Genomic DNA, 21284 nt, shown 5'->3' with positions numbered 1-21284 from the left:
TCATCCACGGGCGGAGCGATGGGGGGTCTCCACAAGCCATGCGGTCGCGGTGAAACCCCTAATTCCAAAGCCCCGCAAAAAAGTTGTCCAAGGCGGCACCTGACGGGTTGCCGGTTGCGCACAACGTCAGTATAAGCCGCTTCGTCTGAGCGCGCCCATCGTCTAGCGGTTAGGACACCGCCCTTTCACGGCGGTAACAGGGGTTCGATTCCCCTTGGGCGTACCAGGCTTTCGAGCGCTGAGCTCCATCCCCTATTTGCAGAATATTCAGTCGTCTCTCAGACGCCCTTGGCTGAGCCCAGAGCAACCGCGTCAACCATCTTATTAGCAAGTGCTTGTATTCCTCGTAATGCCGGATCATTATCCAACCATCAGGTCGCTGAAGGGGTAGAGCGCCATGGAACTGAGTTGCTATGATCCGAGCGGGAGCATTTTTGCATCACCCGCCTTCCTTAACCTCACGGCTGTTTTGATCATTCTGGCCGCCTTCGCCGCGGCGCGGCTGATTGCAATGTCACGCTCGGATTCCCTCGACCAGCTCCAGTTCGCGCCGATCCGCCCCGCAAGTTGAGGACGGTGGTTTCTTGCCGTCAGCGGTCATGCTCTCGACGGTATGCGCAATAGCGATGTTGAGGGGGCGCCATCTTGTTCGTTGATTACTACGAACTTCTGGAAATCAGCCCGAACGCCAACTCGGAAACGATAGAACGGGTATTCCGCTATTTTGCCATGCGCTACCATCCTGACAATCAGGACACCGGCAATGAATCGCGCTTCAGCGAAATCCTGGAAGCCCACAATGTTCTCAAGGATCCGGTCAAGCGCGCGCGGTATGACATTCAGCACAAAGAGCATTTGAACCTGCGCACAGAGCTGATCGGGGATGCCAGCAGCAATACAACCATCAAACGTGATGTGGCCATTCAGGCAAAATTGCTCTCGTTGCTCTACGTCAAACGCCGACAGGACGTAAACAATCCCGGCATCGGCGATACAGAGATCGAACGTCTGTCAGGCTGTCCACGAGAGCATCTTGAGTTTCATCTCTGGTATCTGAAGGCCAAGGGCTGGATTGGAAGGATCGAGAACGGAACCTTCGCGATCACCGTGGAAGGCATCGATCGCGCCAATTCCGAACATCGCCGTGACACCACGACAAGACTGCTGGACCATGCGGGCTGAAACGCGCAAGCCCTGGTCAGCGTCCGATTGCCTAACCGCCGACCAGCGGCACGGTAACGGTCGTGGCGTAGTTGATCGGAAAGGTGCTGAGGTAAGGAAAATCGACGACGAAGGCATAGGTGGCGGTCAGATGCGCCATGCGGAAGCCGCCGCTCACCGGGTCGATGGCGATCGTCACGTTCACATCCTTCAGACCCAATGCCTGCAACTTCTGCGTGGCGATCGACTGGATGTCCGCCTGGGTCAGCGTGTTCTGAAGCTGCAGCGAGCGCGATGATGTCTCAAGCGTGTAGCGAACGCTGGACACCGAATGCATCGACCAGCCCAAGGCGAAGATCCCGAACAGCAATATGATCAGGAACGGCGCGATCAGCGCGAACTCCAACCCGGCCCCGCCCGATCGATCCTGCCTGAAGATGCCTGCCCTAGCGAACACGGATCACCTCCAGATGGCCGATGACGCTGGAAGCGGAAAAGACGCCGAAGGTGAAGGGCGGCGTCCAGGTAGCGGATGCCTGGATCTGAACATAGACCGACGGCACCTTTGGCCCGCTGCATAGAGTGGAGGCGTCGACCACCGTCGTCCCGCACATATAGATCCGGCTTAGCGTGACCTGGCCATCCGCCGGCCGTTTCTCCCAGCTCGAAATGGCAACGGCCTGCGTCGCCGTGTCATTGGCCGATCCTTCCATGATCAGGTTCGCGGCGGTCTTCACCCCGGCGCGCATCGACAGCGAGCTCGTCACATAGGACCAGCCGTCGATGATACCGAGCAGCGCCGCGCACAGGAACGGCAGCACCATCGCGAACTCGACCGCGGCAACACCTGAAGCGTCGCCAAGGATTCGCTTTGATCGACGTTTCACGGAGGCTACTCGACCAGCGCGACGGACTGCGTCGCCGGAATGTCGCGCATTCCCAGGCTCGTGCAATCCTGGCTGATGTTTGAGCTGCCGGACCACTGGATCAGATCTGCAACGACCTGGGTGCACCCGTTCTTGCCGGAGAAATTGCCGAGATAATTGACCTGCTGCTTGGGGAAATACAGCGCGCCCGTCAGCAGCGAATCCGCCGTGCCGTTGAAGGTGCTCTGTCCGCCGGTGCTCGTTCTGTCGCCATACATCAGCACGCCGGAATAGATGCCGGACGTCGGCGCGCTCAGGGACACGGTGGCGTTGCCATTCATCGAGACGCGCGAGCCGCCGGCGAGGTAAATCGTGACGCCGTCACCTGAGACATTGGCGTTCGCATTCACCTTGAAATCGCCACTCTGGATGACATAGACGCCGGGCTGCAGCGTGACGGTGCCGCTGAGGCTGAGCCCGCTGCAGTAGGTGCCGGGCTTCAACGTCGACTTGTTGGCGTTCTGGCACGGGTTCGAAGCGGCCGGGGCCGGCAGGTCGGCAAATGGATCGGCGGCAGGCAGCGCCTGGGTTATCGGGGCCGCGCAGACGGTCGTAACGGGATTGCTGAGAGAAACACCGCCCCCCGATATCAGGCAATCGGCCTGGAGGGCCGCCGAGCCCTGGAGCTTGATGGCATCCGATGCGATCGAATTGGCCATGACCGAGCAGCCAATGATCTTGACGCTGGTGTTGCCGGAAAACAGCGCCGCCTGCGAGGCGGATGGGTCGAGCGCGAGCACGCAGGCCTTCGAAGCGTTGATGATTAGAGCCACCGCCCTCGCCTGCTCGGGCACCTGGCCTTGGGTGAAGATCGAGGTGAACATCCTGTTGAGGTTCTGGCCGACGATGACCTCGACCGCTTTCTTCGCCGTATTCGGCCCGGACGCCGGCGGCGTGTTGACGGTGATCGTGCCGGAGCCCAGCCCGTTCGTCGCTGCCGACTGCGTCGCGGCCGCGACGATCGTCGGCTTGTCGGAACCCGAGATCTGTTCAAGCGCGCCGGCATAGGCCGCGGCATCGGCCGTCGCCTGCAGTCTCAGGCTGTTGTAGTACCAGTAGGAGGTTTCCACACCGAAGCCGGCTGCGCCGACGACGATCGGTAGGCTGAGGGCGAAGATGGTGGCAACATTCGCCCTTGTGCTCCGGCGTATACCGGTCGCGACGAGCCGAATTCGGGTGAAGCGATTGAAAGCCATAGCTTAAATTAGAAAGCATGCATATATGAAGGAACGGCTAAAAAGTTCCGTTCATTTTTGATGACGGCTTCGATTGGCTTTCAAATGGCCAGCTGTTGGCCGACCTCCGCAAGCAGGCATCTCGACAACTCCCGCCCCGCCGGTATGCCGAGCATGGTCTGCCCGCCCCTGGCGCGCGATTGCGCGCCAAGGGCCGGTGATCACGCAGCCCGGCGGCGGAGGCAAGCATCGATGCCTCGGAGTTGCCTGCCGGCGGTAAGGTCGCCGGTATTGAACAGGCGAGCGATCGTGCCCTCGCCTACCAGTTCAGCCTGAACCCGACATTGCCGCCATAGGTCTGCGCCCTATCGGCGAACTTGCCGTCGAAGGTGGCGAAGACCGATGTGTTGGCGCTCCAGTTCAGCTTGACGCCGGCGTTGACGGTGATCGCGTCCTCGGCCGCCCCTGCCCCTTGAACGACGAAGGCATAGCCAGGTGCCGCCTGGAAGGTGGGCTCCACCGAGCGGTCCGGCCTGAACTCATGCAGCCAGGCGGCGCGGCCCCAGGCCTGCAGCGTCCTGCTCTCGCCGATCGCCATCGTCGTGTCGAGTTGCAGGCCGAGCGAGACCGGCAGCGAGATGACCGTGCGGCTGTCGAAGTCGAGGCCCAGCGCTCCGTCGCTGGCCGACTTCTCCGAGAAGGCCTGCATCGCCAGAGCCTGGAATTGCAGCCCGGCGAACGGCGTGATGGCGCCGGCGCCGAAAGGCTGCCGCCAGCCGGCCTCGAGACTGGTGCCGAAGCCGGCGCTCATGAAATCACCGGTCCAGTGTTCCCTGGTGATTGCCGGCACCGGATTGAGCGGATTGGGCGCGCCAGGCACCGAGGTGAAGCGGTCGATGGTGTTGCTGTAGAGATCCATCGCCAGCGAGCCGTTGATATAGAACTGGCCCCATTTGCGCGCGCCATAGGCGCCGGCATGGCCGCCAATGATGTTGCCGGAGGTTTCACGGTCGGGCACGGCGAAGGATCCGGCGACGCCACCCAGCGCGAAGCCCATCAGGACATCGGGATCGCCCTGCGAGTCCAGGCCGACGGCGAAGTTGCCGGACTTGTAACCAAGGGCCGCGCTGCCGACCACCGGATCACCGGTAACTGCACCCGAATTACCGCCCGCCGTCGCCCAGTAACTCCAGCGCTGCTCGTTGGGCGCCTTGGTCAAGGAATCGAACGGATTGGCTTTGCCGGGCGGTTCGGCATAGGCCGCCTCCGACGGCTTCAGCGACTGGCTCATCGGGTCCGTCGTGAGGCCCATGCGCCAGGCGTCGGACTGCCGGTTCATCTGCGCCAGGAAGGTGCTGTTGGCGTCGAACTCCGGCTGCTGGAAGCCGCTGACGCCCTCGCCCGAGATCGCGTCATAGACGGCGCCAAGCTGATCGAGCGTCGGGATATAGAAGATCGCATTGGCGATCTGGGTGAAGTTCGGCGACGTCAGATCGGTCTGGATGGCGTTGATCGCTGAACCCACCGCCGTCTGGTTCTCGGTCAGGCCGGTACGGGCGAAATTGATGTCGACATTGAGGACGATATCCTCCGGGTTCGGATATTTGAGCGAATACTGCGCCACCGCGCTCGGGATCGTATCGAGCTTCAGCCCATTGTCGGTGACACCGCCCAGCGCGTGCAGGATGATGTAGTCCTCGTTGCCGGGCGAGGCCGCGCCCGGGTTCATGATGTTGATGCTGACCAGGCCATTGACGTCGGCCGTCCCGCTCACATTGATGCGGTCCGCCTCCGGATCGAGGTCCAGGTCCAGCAGATAGACGCCACCAAGCGATTGCGACCAGTTGCCGGTGACGTCGGTTGTCATCACCCGGTCGAGCCCGCCGGGAGCAGCAAAACCGTCATTGTTGAACTGGCCCGGCAGGTCGAGATAGACGGTGTCGCCCATCAGGTAGACGGCGCTGGTCTTGTTGTTGAAGATGTTGAGACCGGCGCCGAGATCCATCGAGCCGACTGTCAGGAACTTGTTGTCGAACGTCTCGTTGCCGACGCCGCCGCGCATGGCATAGCCGTCGATCAGCGACACCGAACGGACCGTGCCGTTGTTGGTCAGCACATTGTTCTTGCCGTCCTTGTAGCTGATGCCGCCGCCGGCACCCGAGCCGCCGGTGATCGTCACGTCCTTGGCGATGGTGACGTTGATGTCGCCATTGTCCGATATGTCGCCGGTGCCGCCGGCGCTCTGCTCCATCAGCGCGAAGGAGTTCTTGCCTATGACCGCGAGATCGGCCGTCTGTGTGAAGGTGATGGCGCCGCCGGTGCCGCCGCCGCCGGCACTGCCCATGAAGCCTTGCGGGGCCATGGCCATCATCATGCTGCTTGTGGCCGGCGCCTGGTCGAGGCCGAGATAGTTGCCGGAAAAGCCGCCGACGCCGCCGCCGCCGCCGATGCTCTGGCCGAACACGCCGACCGAATTGTCGCCCGTGATGAGCATGGCGACATTGCTGTTGATGGTCACGACGCCGCCATTGCCGCTGCCGCCGGCGACGGCCTGGACGATGCCGTCGGTGCCCGCCGTCACCACGCCGCCGCCACCGCCGACGGACTGCGCGAAGATGCCGACCGAGCCGTTGCCGGTGAGCCTGATCTGTCCCGTATTGGTGACGGTGACGTCGCCGCCCTTGCCGGTCGCGCCGGTGTCGCCGCCGATGAACACCGGCACGCCGATCGCCGCGGCGATCGCGGTGCCGCCCGAGCCGCCGCCGCCGCCCACCGATTGCGCGAAGATCGCGACGGAATTGTCGCCGTCGAGCTGCATGGCGCCATTGTTGATGACGGTGACGAAGCCGCCGTCGCCGCCGGCGGCACCCTTGCCGCCGAGCGCGATGGCAAGTCCGGGCGGGCCGCCCGATACGGAATAGGACGCACCGCCGGCGCCACCGCCGCCGCCCACCGACTGCGCCATGATGCCGGTCGAGCCGAAGCCCTTTGTGTGGATGATGCCGTCGCTGAAATTCGTGACATTGACGTTGCCGCCCTTGCCATTGGCGCCGCCATCGCCGCCGATGCCGAAGGTGAAGGCGCCAGGCGCCGGGCTTGCCGCCACGCTCATGGCGCCCGTGCCGCCGCCGCCGCCGATGGATTCGGCGAAGATCGCGACCGACGAGGCCGACACCGTCGTGATGTCGCCATGGTTGTTGACGGTGACGACGCCGCCATCGCCCGAACTGCCGCCGCCGCCGCCGACGCCGATCGCGACAGGCACGATGCTGACGCCGAAGGCGCCACCGCCCGAGCCGCCGCCGGCACCGACCGACTGCGCGAAGATGCCATGCGCGCCGACGCCTTCGACGGTGATCGTGCCATTGGCGCTATTGTTGACGGTGACCGCGCCGCCCCCGCCGTTGCTGCCGGCCATGGTGCCGTTGCCGACATCGCCGCCCTTGCCGCCAACGGCGATAAAGCCGATCGCGCGGCCGCCGGAACCGCCGCCGCCGCCGATCGACTGGGCATTGATGCCGTCGGCGCCGGCGCCATAGGTGTGCAGGCTGTTGTTGTTGGTGACGTTGACGATGCCGCCGATACCGGACGAGCCGCCGGCGCCGCCGATCGAGATCAGGGCCGGGATCGAGCCGGTTATACCGCCATTCTTGCCGCCGCCCGAACCGCCGCCGCCGCCCACCGACTGCGCCTGGATCGCGTAGGAATCGATGCCATGCGTCTCGATCATCGCACTGTTGACGACATCCACCTGGCCACCGTTACCACTTGCCCCGCCGGCGCCGCCGACAGCGATCGCGCTGATGCCGAGCGAACCGCCGGCACCTCCGCCGCCGCCGATCGACTGGGCGAAAATTCCAACGGAATCATCGGCGTGGGTGAGAATGCCGCCGTAATTGTTGACCTCGACGTGGCCGCCGATACCACCGGCTTTGCCAGAGCCGCCGAGCGACAGCAGACCGCCGGCGCCGCCGCCGGTGCCGCCGCCACCGCCCACCGATTGGGCGAAGATGCCGGCCGAAAAGCCCTCCTCCGGTTTGGTGTTCGGGGGGACATCCGCCGGAAGTGTCCCCGTGCCGAAGGTCTGGATGATGGCCGTGCCGGCCTGGCTGAGATCGGCCTTGCCGTTGGTCACGGTGACCGAGCCGCCATTGCCCGCGGCCTTGCCTTTGCCGCCGATGCCAACCGTGCCGAGCGCGCCGGCCTCGCCGTCGCCGCCATCGCCGCCGCCGCCCCCGATCGACTGGGCGTGGATGCCGTCCGACTTGGTGCCGTGAGTCGTGATCACGCCTTCATTGGCAACGATGACGGTACCGCCATTGCCGCCACCGGCACCGTTGCCGCCAATGGCGACCGTGCCCGACCTGGTCAGGCTGCTGGTGCCGAGCGGCTTCAGGAGCAGCGTCGGATCGACTGGCACGTAAGGTATCGCCAGCAGGCCGCCCGTCCCCACATAGGCATCGCCGCCGATGCCGCCGCCGCCGCCGATCGACTGCGCGACGATGCCGGACGACTTGTCGCCATGCGTGGTGATGAAATCATAATTGCCGACATCGACGGTCATGGCGTCATTGCCGGTGCCGCCGGCGCCGCCGACGGTTGCCTGCAGGTTCCAGTTCGGCTTGCCGCCGGCCGGCTCACAGACCTTTGGAAGTGTGCATTTTGCGCCAAGCTGCAGCGAGATCGAGTTGGCGCGGCCGCCTGTGCCGCCGCCGCCGCCGATCGATTGCGCCAGGATGCCGAAGGCGCCCATGCCGTTGGTTTCGATGCCGCCATACTGCCTGATGGTGACGTTGCCGCCCGTATTGCCGTTGCCGCCCGAGCCACCAACGGCGACACTGACATTGACCTGCGTGCCCGCATTGTTGCCTTTGAGGCCAAGCACGCCGGTGATGGCGTTGCCGCCGGAGCCGCCGCCGCCGCCGACCGACTGCGCGAAGATGCCGTAGGCGCCATCGCCATTGGTCGTGGTCTGGCCGGCCGCAAGCAAGCCGGTCTGCAAGAGACCGTGATTGGTCACGAAGACGTCGCCGGCAAAGCCGGCGTCTCCGCCGAAGCCGCCGACAGTCACGCCGGCATTGAAATTGGTCCCCGTGCCGAGCGAGCCGATCACGGCCGACACCGCCATGCCGCCATTGCCGCCGCCGCCGCCGATCGACTGCGCCTGGATGGCGTGCGATTCGACCCCGTAGGTCGAAATGGCGCCGGTGTTGTCGACCGTCACCTTGCTGCTGTTGGTGCCGGCGCCGCCGAAGCCGCCGACGCTGGCCGACAGGGTTTTTGCATCGGTGCCGGCAATGACGCCTGATATCGCCATGCCGCCATTGCCGCCGCTGCCGCCGACCGATTGCGCGAACAGGCCGATGGACTGATCGCCGGTGGTGATGGTCGAGCCGTGGCGCGTCAGCAGCACTTCGCCGCCCGTGCCGCCGCCACCGCCCTCGCCGCCGACAGCCGCGGTGATCTGGTTGCCGCCCTCACCGAGGTTGAGCGCTGCCGCCACGCTAAGCCCGCCGGTGCCACCGCCGCCGCCGATCGACTGCGCCAGGACACCGAAAGCCTTGTTGCCGCCGGTTTGGATGATGCCGGTGGAATCGACCGTGACCTTCTCGGCATCGCCGCCGGATCCGGCGCCGCCACCGAGCGATACCGAGACCGCGCCATTCTTGCTCGGGTTCTTGCCGAGCGAGCCCTTGATTGTCGCGGCAAAGGAGAAGCCGCCATTGCCGCCACCGCCGCCGACCGATTGCGCGAGAATGCCGTTGGCGCCGTTGCCTTGGGTCAGGATGTTGTCGACCGAGGTGACGTTGACTGCCTTGCCGTCGCCGGAGCCGGCCCCGGAGCCGCCGACGGAGACGCCGATCGCGGCCTTGGCATTTTGGCCAGTGACCGAAACAGCACCTGAGAAGCCGCCATCGCCACCGCCGCCGCCGACCGATTGCGCGAAGATGCCATTCGAATCCCCGCCAACGGTGTGGATGGTCGCATTGTTGCCGGCGAGCGTCGTACCGACATTGCTGTTGACGATGACGCGGCCGCCATCCTGGCCGGTGCCGCCATTGCCGCCGACGCTGACGGCGGCGCCACCGGCGCCGTCGACGACCATCTCGCCGGAGATGGCGAAGCCGCCGGTGCCGCCACCGCCGCCGATCGACTGGGCGAGGATGCCGTTGGCCTTGTCACCGGTCGTGTTGATCGTGCCGATGTTGTTGACCGTGACGAGTTGGGAGGTGCCGCCCTTGGCGCCGCTGCCGCCAACCGATACCGCCGCGGCCGCTTTCTGCCCGGCGCCGGCGATGGTGACCGCCGCGCCGCCATTGCCGCCGCCGCCGCCGACCGATTGCGCCAATATTCCGTTCGAACCGTTCTTGAGAGTGACGATGTTGCCGGTCGAGGTCACGGTGACCGTGTCGGCGTTGCCGCCGCCCTTGCCGGACCCGCCGACACCGACGCCGATCGCGCCGGCTCCCGTGGTGATCGCCAGCGCACCGGAGAAGCCGCCATTGCCGCCGCCGCCGCCGATCGACTGCGCCAGGATGCCGTCGGCCTTCAAACCTTCGGTCCTGAGATTGCCGGTCGAGGTGACTGTGACCGATTTGGCGTTGCCGCCATTGTCGCCCGAGCCGCCGACACCGACGGCCAGACTGCCCGTGCCCTCGCCCGTCAGCGTGCCGGCTATCGCGCCGCCGCCATTGCCGCCGCCGCCGCCGACCGATTGCGCGAAGATCGCATGCGAGCCGTCGCCGTCGGTCTCGATGTTGCCGTGGCTGGTGACGGTGACGACCGCGGCGTCGCCGCCGCTCGAGCCGGAGCCGCCGACCGCGACGCTGGCCGCCATGTCCTTGCTACCGGCCAGCGCAATGGCAAAACCGCCATTGCCGCCGCCGCCGCCGACCGATTGCGCCATGATGCCGAAGGAATCTTTGCCGCCGGTCAGGATGTTGTTGTAGCTGGTGACGGTGACCGTTTCGGCGGTCGAGCCGGATCCGGCGCCGCCGCCGATGCTGACGCCCAGCCCGCCGCCGCCGAGCCCGACGCCGAGGCTGCCCGCGAAACCGCCCGAGCCGCCGCCGCCGCCGACCGACTGCGCGAAAATGCCGGATGAATTGTCACCCTGGGTCCAGATCGACACGATGTTCGAGGCTGGCGCCTGCAGCACTGGCTGGCCGTTCGCGCCGACGAGGCTGTAGCTGTTGACGATCACCTTGCCTGATGTCGAGCCGGTGGCGCCCGTGCCGCCGACACCGACGCCGATGCCGGCATTGCCCGTCGTGGCCGAGCCGGCGACGGCGAAGCCGCCATTGCCGCCGCCGCCGCCGATCGACTGCGCCAATATGCCGTTGGAGAATTTGCCGGTCGTCGTGATCGTACCGGTGCTCGTAACCGTCACGTCCTTGCCGACGCCGCCGACACCGCCCTTGCCGCCGATCGCGACCGAGGCCGTTGCGGCATCAGGGTCGCCCAGTGCGCCCGAGACCGCGACGCTGAAGCCGCCATTGCCGCCGCCGCCGCCAATCGACTGCGCGATGATGCCGGACGAATTGTCGAAATTGGTCGCGATGTTGCCGGTCGAGGTGACCTTGACGATGTCGGCGCTGCCGCCGCCCGCGCCGCTGCCGCCAAACGCCACGCCGACGGCGATCGACTTGCCGCCGCCAAGCGTGCCGGCAAAGCCGCCATTGCCACCGCCGCCGCCGACCGATTGCGCCAGGATGCCGGCCGCACCCGTGCCGCGAACGCCGCCCGATATGAAGCCGGCGCCCGTCGAAATGTTGCCCGTCGCGATGACGGTGACATCAAGGCCGTCGCCGGCCGCGCCGCCCTTGCCGCCCAGCGCCACGCCGATACCGGCATCCTTGGCAAGCGCCAGCGAAACGGTCGAGCCGCCATTGCCGCCGCCGCCGCCGACCGACTGCGCCAGAATGCCGATCGCCTGGTCGCCATAGGTGGTGATGTCGCCGGTCGAGGTGACGCGGACGGTTTTCGCGCTGCCGCCACCGGCGCCACTGCCGCCAAGCCCGACCGCGGCGCTGACACCCTGCAGCGTGATCGCACCGGCGCCGGCGAAGCCGCCATTGCCGCCGCCACCGCCAACCGACTGCGCCATGATGCCGATCGACTGGTCGCCATGCGTCTGGATGTTGCCGGTCGAGGTCACCGTCACCGCGCCGGCGCTCTGGCCGCTGCCGCCACTGCCGCCGACTGCCACCGAAGCACCCAGCGCGCCGGTCGTGAACGTGCCGGCGACGCTGAAGCCGCCATTGCCGCCGCCACCGCCGATCGACTGCGCCATGATGCCGTCGGACTGTTTGCCGTAGGTGGCGATATTGCCGTAGCTGGTGACGAAAACGTCCTTGCCGACGCCACCGGTGGCGCCGCTGCCGCCGACCGAGACCGCGGCCGCGCCACCGGCGCCTTCATACGAACCGGAGACGCTGAGCGTCACGGCAAAGCCGCCATTGCCGCCGCCGCCGCCGATCGACTGCGCCAGGATGCCGGTCGAATTGTCCTCTATCGTCAATATGTTGTTCTGGGTGAGGGTGTTGCCGACCTTCTTGCCATTGTTGACGGTCGCCGTTCCGGCGTCGCCGCCGCCCCCGCCCGTGCCGCCGAGGCTGACGCCGACACCGACAAGCCCGCCCGCCGCGAGGCTGCCGGAGAAGCCGCCATTGCCGCCGCCGCCACCGATGCTTTCGGCCTGGATGCCGACCGCGTTCTTGCCTTCGGTAACAAGGTTCCAGGTGCCCGCATAGGCGGTGGCGACCGTATGGCCGGCGCCGTCGGCATTGACGGTGACGTTGCCGGCATTGCTGCCGTCGGCACCCGCGCCGCCGAGGCCGACGCTCGCCGCGCCGCCGCCAAGAGCTGCAGAGATGGTGAAGCCGCCATTGCCGCCGCCGCCGCCGACCGACTGTGCCAGGATGCCGGTCGAATTGTTGCCTTTGGTATGGATCGAGCCGGAACTGCCGACAATGACGTCCGCACCGGCGCCACCGCCGGCGCCCTTGCCGCCGATATTGACGGCAATACCGACCGCGCCGCCGATGGCGCCGCCGATCGCATAGCCGCCATTGCCGCCGCCGCCGCCGACCGATTGGGCAACGATGCCGCCGGCATTGTTACCGGCCGTCGAGATATCGCTGAGGCTCGACACGGTCACCAATTTCGATGCACCGCCGGCGCCGCCATTGCCGCCAATGCCGATCGCCGCCGCGAATGTCCCTGTGGCGTTGACCGCCACCGCGATTGCCGCGCCGCCATTGCCGCCCGTGCCGCCGATCGACTGCGCGAAGATGCCGCGCGATCCCTGGCCGTAAGTGGTCAGCGAGCCGGCGGTCTCCACCGTCACGATGTTGCCGTCGCTGGCATTGCCGGCGGCCCCGCCCATGGCGAGCGCAAGCACGCCGACCGCGCCCGAAACCGAAAATCCGCCATTGCCGCCGCCACCGCCGATCGATTGCGCGAAAACGGCATCCGACTGGTCGCCATGGGTGATGATCGAATAGGCTGTATCGTTGGCGTCGCGCAGCACCTCTACCGCGCCGGACGTGCCGCCACTCCCGCCGGCGCCGCCAATCGCCACGCTGAAGCCGATGCCGCCGGAGAAAGCACCACCGCCATTGCCGCCGCCGCCGCCGACCGATTGTGCGAAAATGCCGGCGGAATTGACCGAGCCGGCACCATTTTTTCCGGTTTCGATATCGCCGGCATTGATCACCGTCACCCGCGCGCCATTGCCGCCGGCGCCGCCCTTGCCGCCGGCCGAGAACAGGCCGCCGGAAGTGCCGCCATTGCCGCCGCCGCCACCGACCGACTGGGCGAAAATGCCGGCGGACTGCTTGCCGTCGGTGCTGATGGAACCGGCTGATGTGTTCGTCACCTCGACGATGCCGCCATTGGTGGTCGAGGCGCCGTCGCCGCCAAGCGACACGAGACCGCCGGAATTGCCGCCATTGCCGCCGCCGCCACCAATCGACTGCGCCAGGATGCCGTTGGATTCCTGGCCATGGGTGACGATCGCGCCGGAATTGGTGACGCCGACCGTCACGACATTGGCAGGGCCGCCATTGCCGCCGAGGCTGCCGCTGCCGCCCGAGGCGAACAGACCGAAGTTCGAGCCGCCGTCGCCGCCGCCACCGCCGATCGTCTGGGCGAGTATACCCTGTGAATTGTTGCCCCAGGTGGTGATGTTGGCATTGTTGGTGACCTGGACGATGCCGCCGTTGCCGCCATTGCCGCCGCCGCCGCCGGATGACGAAAACAGTCCGAAACCACCGGCGCTGCCGCCGCCGCCGCCGCCGATCGACTGCGCGGCTATGCCGTGCGAGTAGATGCCATGGGTGGTGATCGTCGTGCCGACGCCGGTAAAGACAGTGGCGTTGCCGCCGGCGCCGGCCGGGCTGCCGCCGCCCGGATTGAAGACCAGGCCGCCGCCGCCGCCGCCATTGCCGCCATGGCCGCCCTGGCTGATGGCTGCTATGCCCGCTGAATAATTGCCGAGCGTTTCGACACTACCGCTGTTGAAGTTGACGGTGGCGAAGCCGCCGCTGCCGCCCAGCCCGCCGTCACCGGCGTCGCCCGAAATACCCTTGGCGTCGCCACCATCGCCACCGTCTCCGCCGACGCTGCTGGCCACGATGCCCGCATTGGGACAGGCCGTTGGCAGGACGCAGTTGTTGCTCGTCTTGACGGCCCCGTCCACATTGACCGTGACGGTGCCACCATCGGCGCCGTTGGCGCCGTCACCGCCGTCGGAGAAGACGTAGCCATTGCTGCCATTGCCGCCACGGCTGCCGTTCGAGGCGCCGAGAACACCGATGTTGCCGGTCGCGATCACCGCGCCGCTGTTCGGCGTGTTGGTGTTGGCGGTGGGCTGATTGTAGTTGACAACAAGTGTCGGACCGGAATTGCCGGAAGGCCCGCCCGCAGCGACCGGCGGTGGCGCCACGCAGGTCGCACCGCTCGTAGCGCCGGAATTGACCACGCATTTTTCCGGCTGGGCCGGATTGCTGCCGTTCGCGGGAACCGCCAACGTGATTGTGCAGTCGCTCGCGATGCCGGTGCTGCATGTATAGTGCGCCTCGCCGGGAGCAGATGGCGCCGCACCTGACCCGGTCAGGGATATCCGGCTGGGGTCAATCGTCAGCGTGTTGATGTTGAGCGTCGTGACGCCAGGCGCGGTGTAGCTGATGTCGGACTGTGTTCCAGATCCCGCGCAGGTCTCGACGCCGCCACTCGGCCCCGTGCATGTCGCTTCGGCAGGCCCCGTCGAACCGACGAACAGCGTCAGCGCCATGAGAATGGCCGCTATCGCCGCAAAGCCTGAAAGGCCAAGAAATCTCTGCTTCAACCAGCCTGAAAGAAGGCGAGACTCGGCCACGTCCCAACGAACACGAGTCATCATCACCCCCTGATCCGCACCGCCCCCGGCGCGAATCTGCCCTTGCTAATGCAACCTAGCAGATTGCGATGGCTATGGGCGCTCCTAAGAATAGAGATGATGTAAATTGGGTGCAGTGTTGCCGTTCAAGCACACAGATCCACAGCAAAACCCAGCGTTTACGCGCTATTGGAGTAAATAGCGTGACGCAATAGAGAAATATTTGCTTCAGGCAGAAAGAATTGGAGTCGGTTCAGCAGCAAGCCCAGCCGAAAGCTCTCTCTGTACGGCCAGGAAAAACCTGCGCACTTCATCACTGGCGGTTGCTCTGTCCCTGCCCGACCCGACAACCAGGTCAAGCAACTCGGCTGCTTTAGCCCTCCAGAACGAGGCTGCAGTCTCGCCATGCAGATTGTCTAGCTTGGCTGCGACTTCCCTGACCAAGAATAGCTGACGGTCGATCGGGAATGCACGGACTTTTTCTGGGGACATCTTCCAAACCTGAACTGACGCAACGAATCAACCATTGCTGAACAAGCAATGGCGTAGCCGCCAAGGTGGAAACGGAAGCTTAACGCCGCTGCGTCGCTGTGCGAGGCGATCCGAAGATGACCCCGACACGAGATCATCACGCACGTTCAAGCCAGGTTGGTTGAGAAGGAGGCGGTCGACCGGAACAGGCGAAGCAGCTCTCAGGCCCGCAGCGCGCTTGCCTCGCCGCCACGCTTGCGTGGCGCCATCATGTCGCTGGCCATCAGTCCGGTGACACGGCAGAACGCCATGAACGCCCGGCAGGCATCCTCGGTCTTGACCACATCCACCGTGGCGCCGAAGCAGGCATTGAAGGCTTTCTGGTACACCGGCCCCTGCCGGCGCGCAGGCCAGTCCTGGAGAAAATCCAGCGCCTGCTCGACGCTGTAAATCTCCTCGACGGGCAAGCCGGGGCCTTGCGCAATGCGCACCGGCACCTCGAATTGCAATCTATCCATCCGCGATCTCCCGAACTGGCGTCGCCCAGGCAACGCCGTTCGTCGTCAAAAGTTGCTTTGCCTGGGCAATGCCACGCAAATGTGTCGTCACTGCGGAAACGGCCGTTCTGCTGCGGACAGGCCGAGGAAAGTCCTGCCGGCACCAGCCAGGCAGAACTTTCGCACCGGCAGCGCCGCTATTGATTGGCCGGGTCGGTCTCCGCGTCGAAAGCCATGCGCACCACCGTCAGCAGAACATAGGCCGACGGCAAGGCGAACAGGGCGCCAAGGACGAGCGCTCCGGTTCCCGACAGATAGAGCGTCTCGGCAATCGCCCAATAGAGGGTTCCGATACAGATGAACGCCTGGACGGACAGGAAAGATGCAGCCGAGGCCGCACGCGTCAGGCTTTTGAATGTCTTGATACGTTGCATTGCAATGATCCGGAAATGACGCGCCGCGCCACCCATGCGCGGCTGAAGGCCGCCGCACGGGTCGCGACGCGAATGGCTTGGAATGGAGACGAACGTGCGGTCCTGGACCGCTCAGGCCTGCGCGGATGGCGGCGCACGCGGCTGGTTGGTGCTCGCGCGGAGAGTGGACACCGCGCCGGATCCGGCAACGGACGCGGTCGGGGAAATCCGGCCCAACCAAAGGAAAACAGCTTGCGGAGCCGGCAAGGCCGGATGGAAGCCGGCGAACTTGGCCATTACCGGCGGGGCTGCGCGAACCTCCAGCGCCTGTGCCTTGTTGGTGACACGCAGCAGCGCCGCGACCTCGCCCGACCGTTCCAGGCCAACGCTGGCGCCGGCCTGGGCAGGGTCCGCGAAAGTCGGAAGATCGGGCCGGCCGAGGCACAGCATCGCCAGCAGCACGAGGCCCATCAGACATGAGCAGGCTGCCGTCAGCGACGCTTCAAGCGGTAAGGCGCGCTTGGGTAGTGGACGCGATCTCCAAAACATGCACCCGCCTAGCGCAGGATGGCCGGAAAGGAAAGCAGCCGTGCAAAACCGATAAAAATTGCCCCGACGAGGCGAATATCCCGCCGGCTAAGGCCGCATCAGCCAGTTCTTCCTTGAACCTTTTGCCCTCAAGTGCCAAATCTGGCGGGATATTCACGCCAGCACTCCTGCAGCGCCCACCCTTCTATACGGACAAAATGGTCACCTATCTCGACGCCGCGACGGCCCCTCTCAGAAACACCGGCCAGATCCGCCTCTATGGCGAGGACGGTTTTGCCGGCATGCGCAAGGCATGCGACCTCACCGCCCGTTGCCTGGACGCGCTGGTGCCGATGGTCGCGCCCGGCATCACGACGGACACCATCGACCGTTTCGTCTTCGAGTTCGGCATGGATCACGGCGCGCTGCCGGCGACGCTCAACTATCGCGGCTACACGAAGTCGTCCTGCACCTCGATCAACCATGTCGTCTGCCACGGCATTCCCGACAACAAGCCGCTGAAGGATGGCGACATCGTCAACATCGACGTCACCTACATCCTCGACGGCTGGCACGGCGATTCCTCGCGCATGTATCCGGTCGGCACGATCAAGCGCGCGGCCGAACGCCTGCTCGAGGTCACCCATGAATGCCTGATGCGCGGCATCGCCGCCGTCAGGCCGGGCGCCCGCACCGGCGCCATCGGCGCCGCCATCCAGACTTTTGCCGAGGCGGAGCGCTGCTCGGTGGTGCGCGACTTCTGCGGCCACGGCGTCGGCCAGCTCTTCCACGACGCTCCGAACATCCTGCACTATGGCAGCGCCAATGAGGGCGTCGAGATGCGGCCCGGCATGATCTTCACCATAGAGCCGATGATCAATCTCGGCCGGCCGCATGTGAAGGTTCTGTCGGATGGCTGGACGGCGGTGACGCGGGACCGTTCGCTGTCGGCCCAGTACGAGCACACGATCGGCGTGACCGACACGGGCTGCGAGATTTTCACGCTCTCGCCCAACAACCTCGACCGGCCCGGCCTGCCGGCCTGATATTTGAATACGTCGGGCGACCGCCTTGCCCGACCGATTGGCTGGATGCGGGGGCTGATGGGGAAGGCCAGCGACGACGACGAGCGGAGTTTCTTCTCCGAGGTGCCGGTTCGGCCCGCGGCGAAGGCGAGGCCCGCTCCAGCCGAAAAGCCCGGATATCTCGGCCACCGCGACCGCTTGCGCGAGCGCTTTGCCTCGGCGGGTCCAGACGCCCTGCCCGACTATGAACTTCTGGAGCTCTTGCTCTTCCGGCTCATCCCGCGCTCCGACACCAAGCCGGCCGCCAAGGCGTTGCTGGCGCGCTTCGGCACATTTGCCGAAGTGCTTGGCGCGCCAGTCAACCTGCTGCAGGAGGTCAAGGGCATCGGCCCGGCGGTGGCGTTCGACCTGAAGGTTGTCGCGGCGACGGCGCAACGCATGGCGCATGGCGAAGTCCATGGCCGCGAGATCCTTTCGTCCTGGACACAGCTTCTCGCCTATTGCCGCGCGGCCATGGCCTTCGAGGCGCGCGAACAGTTCCGCATCCTGTTTCTCGACAAAAAGAACGCGCTGATCGCCGACGAGGTGCAGCAGACCGGCACGGTCGACCACACTCCGGTCTATCCCAGGGAAGTGGTCAAGCGCGCGCTCGAACTGTCGGCTACCGCGATCATCCTGGTGCACAACCACCCGTCAGGCGATCCGACCCCGTCGCGCGCCGATATCGAAATGACGAAAGAAATCATCGAAGCGGGCAAGCGGCTGGGTATCGCCGTGCACGACCACATCATCATCGGGCGCAAGGGATATGCCAGCATGAAGGGCCTGCTGCTGATCTAGGGGGGACGCCCAATAAGGCAGCCATCTCGTCTTCGCCGACAGGGAAGCAAGAGCGTTTCTCGCATGGCGCATACCGACCAGTTTTTGCTCATCGACTCCCGCATTCCAGCGCGTTTCTGCCAATCGCTCGGCGACATTGGCCGACAGCTAGGACTATGGTCCGGCCGGCATGGGACTTCAGTAGCACGCCGTCCTCACAGCGACTATTGTCATTAGATATCAAATAGTTATACAGGATTCCTTCACAAGGCTCGCGCATTGCGACCGCATTTGTCTAAAGTTTACTCAGTACGATTAGCGGTTTCTCATACTACGCTGATCTAGCGCGGTTGGGCGGAGGCGGCGATTCCCGAGGAGACACCATGACAAATCGAAAAACTCTGTTCGCGGCGCTTGCCGCATTGGCGCTTCTGGCGTCGCCGGCGCTCGCCGGCAACGGGCATGGTGGCGGCAATGGCGGCGGCAACGGTGGTGGCCACGGCAATGGCGGCGGCAACGGTGGTGGCCACGGCAATGCTGGCGGCAACGGCAAGGGCAACAGCGGCGCCTCGCACGGCAAGTCCGCGTCGGCCAAAGGGCATGTCGGCAAGGTGGACGCCGACGCAACGACCGACACCACGGTCGACACGACCACCCAGGTCTCTTCCGTGCCGAAGGAGAAAAACATCCATGCCAAGCTCGGCCGGCTGAACTCCCTGCAGCGCAACATCAACGCCTATATGAATTCCAAGAGCAAGAAGTTCGCTGGCATCCAGGCCTTCGTGACACAGTCCGCGAAAGCCAAGGTTGCCCAGGCCGCCGCTGAGACTGCAGCGGCCACGGCCGACGCCGCTCAGGCCGAACTGGATAAGCTGGATGCCAAGCTGACTGCGCTGCAGGCGGATCCGAACGCGACAACTGCGCAGATCCAGGATGTGCAAGATCAGATCACCGCCCAGAAGGCCGTTGTCGACGCCGCCAACAAGGCGGCCGACGCGGCCGAGGCGGAGGCTGCCACGGCGACCGTCGGCACCGACCAGGCATCGCTCGATGCAGCGCTGACGGACATGGCCAACAAGCCCGTCGATGACGAGGTCACGACCTGGGCCCAGGGCGTCCTTGCCGACAAGATCGACCAGATGGCCACCAAGATCGAAGCGCAGACGACGCCTTAGGCGTCGACCAGAACGGCAGTAGCCAAGGCCGTCGGGCTCCGCCCGGCGGCCTTTCTGTTTCTTGACCATCAAGGAGATGCGCGATCTCGTCGACCGCACGAAGGCGATAGCGATTGCAGTCGGGAAATGGTGCCGCTAGAGCAAGCACAGAGCGGCAACATTACGGGAGGAAGGGGTCATGCCAAACAGTCAGGGGCCATGGCCTTTCGACAAGGACCGCGCAGCGTTGCTGGTCATCGATATGCAAAGGGACTTCGTCGATGAGGGCGCCGTCATGGAAGTGGCGGCGGCTCGCCACCGCCTTCCAGTCATGCGGCAAGTCATCGAGCTTTGCCGCGCCTCGGGCATACCGATCATCTACACCAGGCATGTGCTGAGCGACGATTTCGAGATTTCGCCGCTGGAGACCGCCTATCAACCCAGGCTGAAGTCGACCGGCATGCGGGAAGGCAGTCCTGGCGTGGAGATCGTGTCCGAGCTTGCACCCAAGCCCGGCGACGTCATCGTCGACAAGCATCGCTACGACGCATTCCATGACACACGGCTCGACACGGTGCTGCGCAACATCCGTGGTCCCGGCAAGGTGGACACCGTCATCATCACCGGCACGGTCACGAGCATCTGCTGCGAATCGACCGCGCGCAGCGCCTTCATGCGCGATTACAAGGTCGCGTTCGTCAGCGATGCCAATGGCGGCCTGGACGACGCCTCGCACAATGCGACGCTCGACATCATCGGCAAGGTCTTCGGCCGCGTCATGACATCAGGCGAACTCGCGAAAGAGGTCATGGCTGGCGTCTGAGCCGCGGCCCGTCAGCCGCCGAAGCGGGGTTCTGGAACGCCCGTCACGCCCAGGCCCGATATGGCGAACAGGCTGCCGCGCAGGACACCGTCGCCGGGAAAGCGCGGCAGCGGCGGCTTGGCCATGGAGGTGACATAGAGCGTATCGAGCTTCGGCCCGCCGAACATCACGCTGGTGATCTTTTTCACCGGCATGTCGATGATGCGATCGACGGTTCCGTCAGGCGCGTAGCGCACCAGGCGGCCGTCATAGACCAGCGCATTCCACAGATACCCCTGCGCATCGACGGTCGAGCCATCGGCCGCACCGCCCTTGCTCGTGTCGACGCGCACGAAGGTGCGGCGGTTGCTGGCGGCGCCTGTGGCGATGTCGTAGTCATAGGCCCAGATCTCGCCGGTCCAGGTGTCGGCGAAATAGAAGATGCGGTCGTCGGGGCTCCAGCACGGGCCGTTGGAGCAGATGATGCCGGAATCGATCCGGGTGACGGAGAAATCCGGATCGAGACGGTAGAGCCCACCTGAAGGCCCCTCCTCCATCGTGTCCATGGAGCCGGCGAAGAAGCGGCCGCGCCGGTCGACCTTGCCGTCATTGAGACGGTTCATCGGCCTGTCCGGTTCCGGGTCATGGATCAGCGTCACCTCGCCGGTGGCGAAATCGAGCAGGTGGAAGCCGCGCTGCAGCGAAACGACCGCGCCGCTGCCATCCTTGCGCAGCGCCATCGAGCCGATCTTCATCGGCACGTCCCATGAGCGGATTTCGCGCCCGTCGGCGGTCGCCCGAAACACGCGCCCGTCGAAACTGTCGATCCAGTAAAGGCGCTCCTGCTGAACGTCCCACAGCGGGCCCTCGCCCAGCGTCGTCTTCACGTCCACCACGACTTCGATCTTCATGCCATCCTCCTGTGTATTTGGT

Annotated in this window: 14 protein-coding genes and 1 tRNA gene; 6 read left to right on the top strand and 9 right to left on the bottom strand. The window is 65.4% G+C overall.

All coding sequences use genetic code 11. The annotated features are described in order from the left end of the window. Window positions 1-151: 151 nt before the first annotated feature. A tRNA-Glu gene (locus JG746_RS18640) sits at window positions 152-226 on the top strand. 419 nt (window positions 227-645) lie between these two features. After that, window positions 646-1182, top strand: a complete 537-nt coding sequence (locus tag JG746_RS18635) for a DnaJ domain-containing protein (RefSeq protein WP_202354138.1) — start codon at window positions 646-648, stop codon at window positions 1180-1182. Window positions 1183-1213: 31 nt separating this feature from the next. Here the strand turns inward: JG746_RS18635 and JG746_RS18630 are convergent, their stop codons facing one another. The 8 genes from JG746_RS18630 to JG746_RS18600 all read right to left on the bottom strand — a co-directional run bounded on the left by JG746_RS18630 (window position 1214) and on the right by JG746_RS18600 (window position 16494). Then, a complete protein-coding gene (locus tag JG746_RS18630) occupies window positions 1214-1618 on the bottom strand; it encodes a TadE/TadG family type IV pilus assembly protein (protein WP_202354137.1) in 405 nt (134 codons plus the stop codon). Further along, window positions 1608-2048, bottom strand: a complete 441-nt coding sequence (locus JG746_RS18625; protein ID WP_202354136.1) for a TadE/TadG family type IV pilus assembly protein — start codon at window positions 2046-2048, stop codon at window positions 1608-1610. Before JG746_RS18625 ends, JG746_RS18630 begins: the two co-directional genes overlap by 11 nt. Before the next feature lie 5 nt (window positions 2049-2053). Beyond that, window positions 2054-3283: a pilus assembly protein TadG-related protein gene (locus JG746_RS18620; RefSeq protein ID WP_202354135.1), complete on the bottom strand. Its 1230-nt coding sequence runs from the start codon at window positions 3281-3283 to the stop codon at window positions 2054-2056. 298 nt (window positions 3284-3581) lie between these two features. Further along, window positions 3582-14663: an autotransporter outer membrane beta-barrel domain-containing protein gene (locus JG746_RS18615; RefSeq protein ID WP_202354134.1), complete on the bottom strand. Its 11082-nt coding sequence runs from the start codon at window positions 14661-14663 to the stop codon at window positions 3582-3584. Between the two features lie 207 nt (window positions 14664-14870). Next, window positions 14871-15134 carry a DUF6074 family protein gene (locus JG746_RS37175; protein WP_244730321.1) on the bottom strand — a complete coding sequence of 88 codons (264 nt, stop codon included), beginning with the start codon at window positions 15132-15134 and terminating at the stop codon, window positions 14871-14873. Window positions 15135-15334: 200 nt separating this feature from the next. Beyond that, complete coding sequence (locus tag JG746_RS18610) at window positions 15335-15631, bottom strand: DUF982 domain-containing protein (protein ID WP_202354133.1); 297 nt, start codon at window positions 15629-15631, stop codon at window positions 15335-15337. 176 nt (window positions 15632-15807) lie between these two features. Then, on the bottom strand, window positions 15808-16044 hold the full coding sequence (locus tag JG746_RS18605; protein ID WP_202354132.1) for a hypothetical protein: 237 nt from the start codon (window positions 16042-16044) through the stop codon (window positions 15808-15810). 111 nt (window positions 16045-16155) lie between these two features. Then, on the bottom strand, window positions 16156-16494 hold the full coding sequence (locus tag JG746_RS18600) for a hypothetical protein (RefSeq protein ID WP_202354131.1): 339 nt from the start codon (window positions 16492-16494) through the stop codon (window positions 16156-16158). 275 nt (window positions 16495-16769) lie between these two features. Here JG746_RS18600 and map point away from each other — a divergent pair, with 275 nt between their 5' ends. The 4 genes from map (at window position 16770) to JG746_RS18580 (ending at window position 20372) form a co-directional block, all read left to right on the top strand. Beyond that, window positions 16770-17597 (top strand): type I methionyl aminopeptidase, encoded by an 828-nt coding sequence (gene map, locus JG746_RS18595; RefSeq protein ID WP_202354130.1) that lies wholly within the window; start codon window positions 16770-16772, stop codon window positions 17595-17597. 57 nt (window positions 17598-17654) lie between these two features. Further along, entirely contained in the window at window positions 17655-18416 is a 762-nt protein-coding gene (gene radC / locus JG746_RS18590) for a RadC family protein (RefSeq protein ID WP_202354129.1), read from the top strand. A 362-nt stretch (window positions 18417-18778) separates the two neighbouring features. Beyond that, complete coding sequence (locus tag JG746_RS18585) at window positions 18779-19570, top strand: hypothetical protein (RefSeq protein ID WP_202354128.1); 792 nt, start codon at window positions 18779-18781, stop codon at window positions 19568-19570. Window positions 19571-19748: 178 nt separating this feature from the next. Continuing rightward, on the top strand, window positions 19749-20372 hold the full coding sequence (locus JG746_RS18580; RefSeq protein ID WP_202354127.1) for an isochorismatase family protein: 624 nt from the start codon (window positions 19749-19751) through the stop codon (window positions 20370-20372). Window positions 20373-20383: 11 nt separating this feature from the next. Here JG746_RS18580 and JG746_RS18575 read toward each other — a convergent pair whose 3' ends face one another. Further along, the gene (locus JG746_RS18575; protein ID WP_202354126.1) at window positions 20384-21262 is read right to left on the bottom strand and encodes an SMP-30/gluconolactonase/LRE family protein; all 879 of its coding nucleotides are present in this window, start codon (window positions 21260-21262) and stop codon (window positions 20384-20386) included. Between the last annotated feature and the right edge of the window lie 22 nt (window positions 21263-21284).

Source organism: Mesorhizobium sp. 113-3-3 (assembly GCF_016756495.1).
In the GTDB taxonomy this organism is placed as follows: domain Bacteria; phylum Pseudomonadota; class Alphaproteobacteria; order Rhizobiales; family Rhizobiaceae; genus Mesorhizobium.
Note: the sequence above shows the minus strand (reverse complement) of the source record. Positions and strands in the feature narration are given on the sequence as shown.